Annotated in this window: 1 pseudogene; it reads right to left on the bottom strand. The window is 54.5% G+C overall.

Annotation, left to right across the window (positions count from 1 at the left end):
* Positions 1-871 (bottom strand): annotated as a pseudogene (locus tag J1G37_RS28925) (YncE family protein); the annotation flags it as partial.

The raw sequence follows: 871 nt of genomic DNA, 5'->3' as shown, positions 1-871 counted from the left end.
CGTATCCCCCTTACCGTTGAAGGGCGCCAGGATGTCCGGCGTTATGGGTCGAGGGCCGCCTGGGGGGCCTGCCAGTTGCGGATCGGTGTAAACGATATTGCCGCCTGTGGCGGAGATATGTTCCATGCACAGCGTCTCGATCCAGCCCGGGTCATAGGGCTCGTAGTGAGGTATGTATACAAGACCGGTGACAGCAGGGTCGATCAAGCCCAGGTCGATGGGTTGGTAATCGGGGGCAGGCATTTCAACGGGTGTGCCAACAACCGTCACAGTAAGACTGCCTGACTGGCCTCGAATAGCACCGCTGGCCTCGTAATAAACGAAGGAAATCCTGAATGAACCGCCCACCCAGTTTGCAACATGGTGATTGGGAAGCGGCACCAAGACGTTGTAGGTGTTGAAGTCCGGCGCCGCTGGCAACACGACGGTTTCAGTGGTGCCATCCAACAAAGTGGCCTTCACAGTGACGATGACGTAACGGCGCGGGTTGGGTGCAGGTAGCGTTCGGTCGGTAAAACAGCGTACTTGCAGATCTCCTTCACTGTCTGTATCCCAATCCAGTAAGTCTGTTGGGACACCGTCGAGCTCAAACTCCGGTGGCTCGCGGAAGCTCGGGTCCAGTTCACTCTCTAGAACATACTGCTTGGAGAACCGATATTTATCACCGGCTTGGTTTTCTACAACATCCTGGACCGTAAACCTGACGGTGATCGTCCCAAAAAGATTACCCAGCAAAATAACGGATATATCGATAAAAACGAGGATATCGACAACACCGGCGGCTTCATCGTCCGTCACCCGGTGAGGCACATAATTGCCGTCCCAGGACACGCTGATCAAATCGTTACGACGGATGTTTTCATAGCGTTCA

Origin of the sequence: Pseudomonas sp. Marseille-Q1929 (genome assembly GCF_017316265.1) — a bacterium.
In the GTDB taxonomy this organism is placed as follows: Bacteria; Pseudomonadota; Gammaproteobacteria; order Pseudomonadales; family Pseudomonadaceae; genus Aquipseudomonas.
Note: the sequence above shows the minus strand (reverse complement) of the source record. Positions and strands in the feature narration are given on the sequence as shown.